Source organism: Clostridium sp. LS3 (genome assembly GCF_055330225.1).
In genome coordinates, this window is the sequence record NZ_CM143921.1 from 3,817,501 (window position 1) to 3,827,500 (window position 10,000).

General features: G+C 31.4%; 6 protein-coding genes and 2 rRNA genes (2 of these 8 running past the window's edge). 2 read left to right on the top strand and 6 right to left on the bottom strand.

The features are described from left to right. The 4 genes in view from glgD to glgB are tightly spaced (at most 52 nt apart) and all read right to left on the bottom strand, a layout consistent with a single transcriptional unit that may run on beyond the window. Window positions 1–1,033, bottom strand: the 5' portion of a protein-coding gene (gene glgD / locus ACZJV1_RS17980) for a glucose-1-phosphate adenylyltransferase subunit GlgD (RefSeq protein ID WP_463650961.1). Its footprint begins 74 nt before the window's first position; only the first 1,033 of its 1,107 coding nucleotides appear in the window; its start codon is at window positions 1,031–1,033; its stop codon lies beyond the left edge, outside the window. Between the two features lie 13 nt (window positions 1,034–1,046). Continuing rightward, window positions 1,047–2,231 carry a glucose-1-phosphate adenylyltransferase gene (locus tag ACZJV1_RS17985; RefSeq protein WP_463650962.1) on the bottom strand — a complete coding sequence of 395 codons (1,185 nt, stop codon included), beginning with the start codon at window positions 2,229–2,231 and terminating at the stop codon, window positions 1,047–1,049. A 52-nt stretch (window positions 2,232–2,283) separates the two neighbouring features. Further along, window positions 2,284–3,735 carry a glycogen synthase GlgA gene (glgA, locus tag ACZJV1_RS17990; RefSeq protein WP_463650963.1) on the bottom strand — a complete coding sequence of 484 codons (1,452 nt, stop codon included), beginning with the start codon at window positions 3,733–3,735 and terminating at the stop codon, window positions 2,284–2,286. A 23-nt stretch (window positions 3,736–3,758) separates the two neighbouring features. Further along, window positions 3,759–5,744 (bottom strand): 1,4-alpha-glucan branching protein GlgB, encoded by a 1,986-nt coding sequence (glgB, locus tag ACZJV1_RS17995; RefSeq protein ID WP_463650964.1) that lies wholly within the window; start codon window positions 5,742–5,744, stop codon window positions 3,759–3,761. Between the two features lie 323 nt (window positions 5,745–6,067). On the opposite strand from glgB, the gene ACZJV1_RS18000 reads away from it, so the two are divergent. After that, the gene (locus ACZJV1_RS18000; RefSeq protein ID WP_463650965.1) at window positions 6,068–6,976 is read left to right on the top strand and encodes an ABC transporter ATP-binding protein; all 909 of its coding nucleotides are present in this window, start codon (window positions 6,068–6,070) and stop codon (window positions 6,974–6,976) included. Then, complete coding sequence (locus tag ACZJV1_RS18005; protein WP_463650966.1) at window positions 6,976–8,202, top strand: ABC transporter permease; 1,227 nt, start codon at window positions 6,976–6,978, stop codon at window positions 8,200–8,202. The genes ACZJV1_RS18000 and ACZJV1_RS18005 overlap by 1 nt, the downstream gene beginning before the upstream one ends. A 564-nt stretch (window positions 8,203–8,766) precedes the next feature. On the opposite strand, the gene rrf is transcribed toward ACZJV1_RS18005, so the two are convergent. Beyond that, a 5S ribosomal RNA gene (gene rrf / locus ACZJV1_RS18010) occupies window positions 8,767–8,883 on the bottom strand. A 55-nt stretch (window positions 8,884–8,938) separates the two neighbouring features. Further along, a 23S ribosomal RNA gene (locus ACZJV1_RS18015) occupies window positions 8,939–10,000 on the bottom strand; it runs 1,844 nt beyond the window's last position.

Sequence of the window (10,000 nt, forward strand, 5' to 3'; positions counted from 1 at the left end):
CTGTTCCTTTATCAGCTATAACTCTATTCATCACTACATCATTTCCTATTATAGTGTTTTGCATTATTACGCAATTTTCCAATTTGCATCCTTTCCCTATAAAAACTCTTCTTCCTATAATGCAATTTTTAACTTCCCCTTCTATATATGATCCATTTGCAATTATAGAATTTAATACTAAGCTCATCTCTGTGTATTGAGTTGGTGGTTCATCTTGAGATTTTGTATATATAGGTTTTTTGTTATAAAATAACTCCTTATTTATATTTTGGTTTAATATATCTAAATTAGTATCAAAATATGATTTTATAGAATTTATGCAGGATAGATATCCATCGAACTCAAAAGCTCCTACTCTAAATCTATCTAGATTAGAATTTATATATCCCTTTATTTTTCTATGAATCCCAGTCTTTATACACTCATGGATTATATTTATGAACAGATCTGTCTTCATGATGTACATTTCCATGCTTATCTTCGCATTTTTTTCTCTTCCTATATTTTCACCAACGCTTATTACTCTATTATTATCATCTATATTTAAAACTTCACAATCTAAAAATTTCCCATGTGAATTATTTACATCCTTATGAACTATTGTTATATCATTTTGGGATTTCTTGTGGTATCTTAATACTTCATTATAATCTATATTACAAATCATGTACGAAGGGCTTATTAGTACATATTCTTTTCTGCTTTGTTCAATAAACTCTATATTATCTAAAAAATTATGAACATCATCATAATATGGATCATAATCACCAAAGTTAAATACCCTAAGGCCATCTTTTTTTCTGTGTAAGTCCCATGGTCTTCCATTAGTGAGATGATTTATTAATGACCTTGATTTATTTGCTGTAAATATACCTATTCCTTCTATTCCTGAATTGGCCATATTAGATAATACAAAATCAATTATTCTATACCTCGCAGAAAGAGGTACTGATGCTAATGTTCTATATCTTACAAGCTCTCCCATTCTACTTTGATTTTCATCTAAATTTATTATTCCTAAACAATTGTTCATTATATTCTGCCCCCTAAATATTAATAGCTTCATTATCTAAGCATATTTCCTTTAAGTTTATAGTTGACTCATTAATCAAATATTGATATGCACCAACTACCTCTATGGAACTGCTATCTCCTACCTTACAACCATGATTTATTATTGCATTACTCCCAACTATAGCTTTTTCTATTAAAACATTATCTCCTATTTCTACATTAGGCATTATTACAGAATCTTTAATTACTGTATTTCTACCAACGTATACCCCCTGAGACAATATAGAATTTTCAATTTTACCGTTTATTATACAGCCCTCTACTATTAACGAATTTATTATTTTGGCCTCTTCTCCGATATAATGAGCTGGTCTTACTTGATTTTGCGAATATATTTTCCATTCGCTATCATAAAGATTTAGCTCATTATCTATTTTTAATAAATCCATATTCGCTTCCCATAAGCTCTCAATAGTTCCGACATCTTTCCAGTATCCTTCAAAAGGATATGCCATCATTTTTTTACCTTTCCTTAGCATACTAGGTATTATATTTTTACCAAAATCGTTACTTGATTCTAGATCATTCTCATCTTCTCTTAAAAACTTCTTTAAAATGGTCCAATTAAATATATATATTCCCATGGAAGCATTTGTACTTTTAGGATCTTTAGGCTTCTCTTCAAACTCATATATAGAGTTATCTTCCCTTGTATTCATTATTCCAAATCTACTAGCCTCTTCAATAGGAACATTTATAACAGCAATTGTAGCATCTGCATTATTCTCTTTATGAAATTCTAACATTTTATCATAATTCATTTTATAAATATGGTCTCCTGATAATATCAAAACATATTCAGGATCATATCTATCAACATATTCTATATTCTGATAAATAGCATTAGCAGTTCCCTTATACCAATCTCCTCCTTTCTCCTCTTGGTATGGTGGCAATATAGATACCCCTCCATCTCTTCTATCTAAATCCCACGGATCCCCTATTCCTATATGAGAGTTTAAATCTAACGGCTTATATTGAGTTAGTACTCCTACAGTATAGATACCTGAATTTGAACAATTACTTAAAGGAAAGTCTATAATCCTGTACTTACCTCCAAAGGGCACAGCTGGTTTTGCTATATTTTTAGTTAATACCCCTAATCTCGATCCTTGTCCACCTGCTAAAATCATTGCTACAATTTCCTTTTTTCCCATATTCTCTTCCCCTCCCCTATACGAATTATATTAAAATTATTAATATATTAATTTATAAAATACATTTAATATTGTTAAATAAAAGCTCATTATATATTCTTATATATTGACTAGCTGATTTTTCCCAGCTATTATCAGAAGTCATAGCTTGCTTAATAATTTTATTCCAACTATCCTTATCTTTATAAATTTCTAAGGCATATCTAGTTATTTCAAGCAATTCATCAAATCTATAATTTTTAAATCCAAATCCATTTCCAGTACCATCATATTTGTTATAAGGGATTACAGTATCCTTTAACCCTCCTGTTTCTCTTACAATTGGTATAGCACCATATCTAAGTGCAATTAATTGTCCTAGTCCACAAGGTTCAAATAGTGATGGCATAAGAAATATATCAGATGCAGCATATATTTTATGTGCTAATTCATTACTAAATTTTATATTTACACTGATTTTATTAGGATACTTACTTTGAAAGCTTTTAAAGCTCTCCTCATATATATAATCTCCTGTCCCTAGAATAACAACTTCAATATTTTCCTTAAGCAAATCTTCTAGTATATTTATTATTAAATCGCACCCTTTTTGATGTGTTAACCTGGATACAACCCCTATCATTGCTACCTCAGAGTTTACAGGTAAGCCTAATTCTTTTTGCAATTTTTCTTTATTAATTTTCTTATCTTCTAGTTTGCTAACGCTATATTTTGAATATATATATTTATCCTTTTCTGGATTATATTCATCATAATCTATTCCATTTACAATACCTTCTAAAACTGAGCTTCTATATCTAAGTAAGCCATCTAGCTCTTCTCCATACTCAGGTGTTTTTATTTCTTCAGCGTAACTCTTACTTACTGTAGTAACTTTATCTGAATAATTTATTCCTCCCTTTAAAAAGCTCATAGCCCCATATAATTCTAGTGTCCCATTATTAAATGCTTCGTAATCATAACCAAATAGTTCTGGCAATACCTGCGAATCAAACATTCCCTTAAAAAATAAATTATGAATTGAAAAGATGGTTTTTACATTTTTAAACTTTTCTTCTTTTATATATTCCAATTTATGAAGTACTGGTATCATTCCAGTTTGCCAATCATTGCAATGTAATATATCAGGTACCCAGTCTATATATCTTATAAATTCCAAAACTGCTCTATTAAAAAAAGCAAATTTTTCTCCATCATCATAATATCCGTATAGTCCATCTCTTTTAAAATAATACTCATTATCTAAAAGATAAAATTTCACCCCATTATATTCATATTCCAAAATTCCACAGTATTGATTTCTCCATCCAACATTTACAGTAAAATTGCTAATATATTTTAGATTATCCTTTATTTCTTTTTTTATATCTCTATAGTTTGGAATTACCACTCTTACATCAGCACCTAGATTCTTTAGTGCTTGTGGCAGAGCTCCAATGACATCACCTAATCCTCCTGTTTTAATAAATGGATGTGCTTCTGATGCAACCATTAAAATATTCAAATTTACATCCCCCCAAATACTAATTATTGCTTAATTTCTACTATTATATCTTTGTTATTTATTACAATTTTTTCTGTATCATCAATTAACTTTTTAATAGATAAAATAGATACAGCCATAGGTGGTATCTTTAATAATATAGAATATGGTCTATTATGATAATTTACTTTTTCAGATTTGAAAATACCTTCATTTAATTGGTCTGATCCTCCAAACTCCTTATTATCAGAATTAAAAATTTCTTCATACTCAGCATTATAAGGCACTCCTATTCTAAAATCATGGTAGACAATAGGAGTAAAATTACATATAAAAATTAATGCATCTTCTATTTTGTTTCCTATCCTTATAAAGGTGATTATACTTTGATTAGTATTATCCGGATCTATCCATTCAAACCCATCAGTATCATAGTCTAGTTCCCATAAAGCACTATTCTCCTTATAAATGCTATTTAACTTTTTACAATATTTCTGAGTCAATCTATGCATTTCAAATTTATCAATTAACTCCCATTCTAATTGCTCATATTCTCTCCATTCTATAAACTGAGCAAACTCACATCCCATAAAAGTCAATTTTTTTCCTGGATGCCCTATCATATAAGCCAAATATAATCTTAATCCAGCAAATTTATTCCAATAATCCCCCCACATCTTATCAACTAGAGATTTCTTTCCATGAACAACTTCATCATGAGATATTGGTAATATAAAATTTTCTGAGTAATTATACATCATAGAAAAATTAATTTTATTGTGATGATGCTTTCTATATATTGGGTCAAGTTCTATATATCTTAAAGTGTCATTCATCCACCCCATATTCCATTTAAAGTTAAATCCAAGACCACCATCTTCAATAGGTTTGCATACATTTGGCCAAGACGTTGACTCCTCTGCAATCATAAGTACACTTCTAAACTCATTAAACACAACCTTATTTAATTGTTTTATAAAATCTATTCCTTCTAAACACCCATCCCCTCCAAACTTATTTGGTATCCATTCACCATCCTTTCTTCCATAGTTTAGGTAAATCATATTAGATACAGCATCAACCCTAAGTCCATCTATATGAAATTCCCTTATCCAAAATAATGCATTTGATATTAAAAAACTTTTTACCTCTGGTTTCCCCAGATCAAAATTAGCTGTTCCCCAACCTTTATTCTCAGCTTTCCAACATTCTTTATATTCATATGTTGGACTACCATCAAAATTATATAATCCGTGTTCATCTTTACAAAAATGTCCTGGAACCCAATCAAGAATAACTCCAATTTCATTTTTATGAAGTATATTTATTAATTCTTTTAACTCCCCCGGCTTACCATATCTACTAGTTGCAGAGTAATATCCAGTTCCCTGATATCCCCAAGAAGCATCTAATGGATGCTCTATTAATGGCATAAATTCTACATGAGTATATCCCATTTCAACTAAATATTTAGGCAATTCATCACATAACTCTTTATATGTAAGAAACTTGCCCTCCTTAGTTTTCCATGATCCTAGATGCATTTCGTAAATATTTACAGGCGATTTAAAAACATCTTTTTTTTCCCTTCTATTAATCCATTTTTTATCTGCCCACCTAAATTTTGTTTCCTCCTTAATAATTGAAGCCGTATTAGGTCTAAGCTCTGATAATTTAGCATATGGATCCGCCTTATATATACCATTAGAATCATTCTTATTTATAATGTAGTATTTATATTTCATTTCTTCTTTTAATCCCGGAATAAATAATGACCATAAGCCTTTCTTATTTATTCTTTCCATCTTAAATTCATTTTCTAGATTAAAATCACAAAAATCTCCTACAACATAAATTTCTTTTGCATTTGGTGCCCAAGTAGTAAACCTAACTCCTTTTTTCCTTTTTTCACTGACACAATGAGCTCCCATGAATTTATAGCTACTATAGTTTTTGCCTTTATGAAATAAGTCTATTTCTGTATCTATAATTTGTCCGTTTTTTACATTGTTTTTTGCTACCTGCGCCATACTAACATCTCCCTTGAACTTAACATAATTCTGTATGAATAATTATAACACCAACTTACATTAAATTCCATTTATTCCATAATACCATATATCTTAATATAGAAGTTTTTTCATCATGTAGTTACAAATGATTAATTATTAAATACTTTAAATTGATATTATCAAACTGCAAAATACAAAAAACCTACTTTTACCACAAATTTTATTAATATTTATTTATATTATTTTTTAAGATTTTATTAAGGTTATATTAAGACTTTTATTTATTTATATTAAGATTTATATATTAGAATTAAATATATGAAATTAAGGGAGGTAATAAATTGAAGGTTTTAGAGGTAAAAGAACTTAAAAAGAAAATTGGAAAGAGAGAAATAATAAAAGATATATCATTCTCAGTTGATGAAGGTGAAATATTTGGTTTTCTAGGTCCAAATGGTGCTGGTAAAACAACTACGATAAGAATGCTAGTTGGCCTTATAAATCCAAATGGAGGTAGTATAAGTATTTGCGGGCATAATTTAAAAAGTGATACAGAAAAAGCTTTAAATGAAGTTGGGGCTGTAGTTGAAAATCCAGAATTATATAAATATTTATCTGGAAGAGAAAATTTAATGCAAATTGCAAGAGTTAGAAAAATCTCTAAGGAGCAAGTTGAAGAAACAATAAAACTAGTTGGTCTTGAAAATAGAATAGATGATAAAGTTAGAAAGTATTCATTGGGAATGAAGCAGCGCTTAGGTTTAGCTGCATCACTTCTATCCAATCCAAAACTTCTAATTTTAGATGAACCTACTAATGGATTAGATCCATCAGGAATATTAGACTTTAGAGAAGTAGTAAAAAAAGCTGCCAAAGAAAGAGGAATGGCCGTATTTATATCATCTCATATATTATCTGAAGTTCAACACCTTTGTGATAGAGTTGCATTTATAAATCACGGAACTATAAAATCAGTAGAAAATGTAGTAGATCAATCTATGGAAACTGATACAGATATAATATGCTTAAAATTATTACAAAAAATAGATATAAAGAAACTACTATCTATTGAATATATAAATTCGGCCAGAGAGATCGAGGATGGAATCGAGGTAATTTTATTATCTAACAAAACTTCAGAATTAATTAAATATCTTGTTAATAATAACTACGATGTACAAGAAGTATTTAAATTAAGAAAAGGACTAGAACAAAGATACATGGAATTAGTTGAAGGAGGCATTAGATAATGTTATTAGCTCTTATAAAAAATGAATTTATTAAAATGTTTAAAAGGTCTAAAACATGGATTGTTTTTGGATTGTTTATAGTCTTTATTGGTCTTACTGTGTTTGGTACTTGGATGAATGACAAGCATATGAAAGAATGGACATCTCCAGAGTTTCAAATAAAGCAAGCAGAGGAACAATTAGTTCATGCACGAAGTGATATAAAAAGAGCTGAATCTGATGGAGATGCAAGATGGATTCAAAATGCTAAGGATATAGAAGCAAGTCTTTTAAAACAAATAGATGAAAATAAAGAAATAATTAAAAATGGGATTTCTGAGGATGCTTGGAAAAAACAACTAGATAAATCAATTAAATCTACTGAAGATACAATTAAACAATATGAAGAAGATGGCATAAATGAATGGAGTAAAAGATGGTATGCAGAGTCAAAACAACAATTAGATGACTTGAAATATTTAAAAGCTAATAACATAAAACCATTACAAGGCTGGGAATATCAAGCTTTTAACTTCTTAAAAACACTTAACAACTTCTTTGGATTAGGAGTATTAATAGCTGGTATTGCTGTATTTATGAGTGATATAGTTTCAGGAGAATGTACACCTGCAACATTAAAATTTTCACTTGTACAACCAGTTAGAAGAGGAAAAATTTTATTTTCTAAATTTATAGTTTCAGTAATTACAGTACTATCATTAATTTTAATACCTCAAATAGTTGGTATGACTGTTGTAAATATGACAAGTGATGTAGATGCTTCAAATTATCCTGTTCGAATTGAACAAAAATATGAAAAAACATTTGATCAAGCATCAGGTGAAACGATAATGAAACAGATTCCTGATACATCAAAAATGGTTACTAACACTGAAAATGCAGTAAGAACAATTGGTTATCAAGCATTATTTATTTTATCAGCTTGTTCTGTTATCTTTATGATATCAACAATATTTAAAAGCAGCATGATCTCGATGGCTGTTTCAGTAATATCAACCATATTTTTAGCAATTGGAACACAAGCAATTGGAACTATTAGAGATTTAGGTCATCTTTTATTTACAACTTATGCTGATGCCGGTAGTTTAGTAACATCTCAATTACCGTTAATGTATCAAAACCCTAAATTAACAACAACCAACGGAATAATATGCATGGTTGTAACAGCAATAATAGCATATATAATAGCACATATTAATTTTACTAAAAAAGATATTTTAATATAATAAATTTAAATAATATTTCAATCTATTTGAGTGAAAACATGAATATGAAGTATTATATCTAATATGCAAAGGGGGTAGCGTTTCGCTACCCCCTTTGTATATTCTTAATTTAAATAAAATCCTACTATTTAAATATGCAGAAAACTATAGTTTTTTAAAAATCTTTTATTGGTGGTATATGATGCTGAGAAAATATATACTTAGTGTATATTCTACAACTAATATATTATTTATCCACATATGTATAAAGTTATTAACATTCCTTACATTAATAAATATAAATAATGTTAATAATTTATATTTATTAGGAAGTATAGTCCTTAATAAATATTAAATTGCAAATAAACAATAAAAATATTTTAATGCATTTAGATTTATGTAGATAATTATCTAATTAGTAATTGATGTAGCCGTGAAAAGTTAAAGGCACATAGCCATATCCTTAGATAGGATTTATATTACACAATGGATAGCTATATAATATTAAGTAATATTTATCTTATATTTAAATAATCTTTCATAACAAAAAAGACTTAAGAATTAAATTCTTAAGTCTTTTTAATAACCTGGCAACGTTCTACTCTCCCACACAGTTTCCCATGCAGTACCATCGACGCTGTAGAGCTTAACTTTCCTGTTCGGAATGGAAAGGAGTGTTTCCTCTACGCCATCATCACCAGATATCAGAGTGTTCTCTGAAAATTGCACATGAATTACAGCCAAAATCTTTTAATTATTGGTCAAGCCCTCGACCTATTAGTATCAGTCAGCTAAATATGTTACCACACTTACACCTCTGACCTATCAACCTTGTGTTCTTCAAGGGGTCTTACTAGCTTATGCTATGGGAAATCTCATCTTGAGGGGGGCTTCACGCTTAGATGCTTTCAGCGTTTATCCCTTCCCGACTTAGCTACCCAGCCATGCTCTTGGCAGAACAACTGGTGCACCATAGGTCAGTCCATCCCGGTCCTCTCGTACTAAGGACAGCTCCTCTCAAATTTCCTACGCCCGCGACGGATAGGGACCGAACTGTCTCACGACGTTCTGAACCCAGCTCGCGTGCCGCTTTAATGGGCGAACAGCCCAACCCTTGGGACCTACTACAGCCCCAGGATGCGACGAGCCGACATCGAGGTGCCAAACCTCCCCGTCGATGTGGACTCTTGGGGGAGATCAGCCTGTTATCCCCGAGGTAGCTTTTATCCGTTGAGCGATGGCCCTCCCACGAGGTACCACCGGATCACTAAGCCCGACTTTCGTCCCTGCTCCACTTGTGGGTGTCGCAGTCAGGCTCCCTTCTGCCTTTGCACTCTTCGAACGATTTCCGACCGTTCTGAGGGAACCTTTGGGCGCCTCCGTTACTTTTTTGGAGGCGACCGCCCCAGTCAAACTGCCCACCTAACAATGTCCCGTCACCAGATTCATGGCGTCCGGTTAGAATCCCAATACTGTCAGGGTGGTATCCCAAGGATGACTCCACTAAGGCTGACGCCCTAGCTTCTCAGTCTCCCACCTATCCTGTACAGACAATATCGAAACTCAATGCTAAGCTACAGTAAAGCTCTACGGGGTCTTTCCGTCCAATCGCGGGTAGCGAGCATCTTCACTCGCACTACAACTTCGCCGGATTTGCAGTTGAGACAGTGCCCAAGTCATTACGCCATTCGTGCGGGTCAGAACTTACCTGACAAGGAATTTCGCTACCTTAGGACCGTTATAGTTACGGCCGCCGTTTACTGGGGCTTAAGTTCACACCTTCGCTTGCGCTAAGTGTTCCCCTTAACCTTCCAGCACC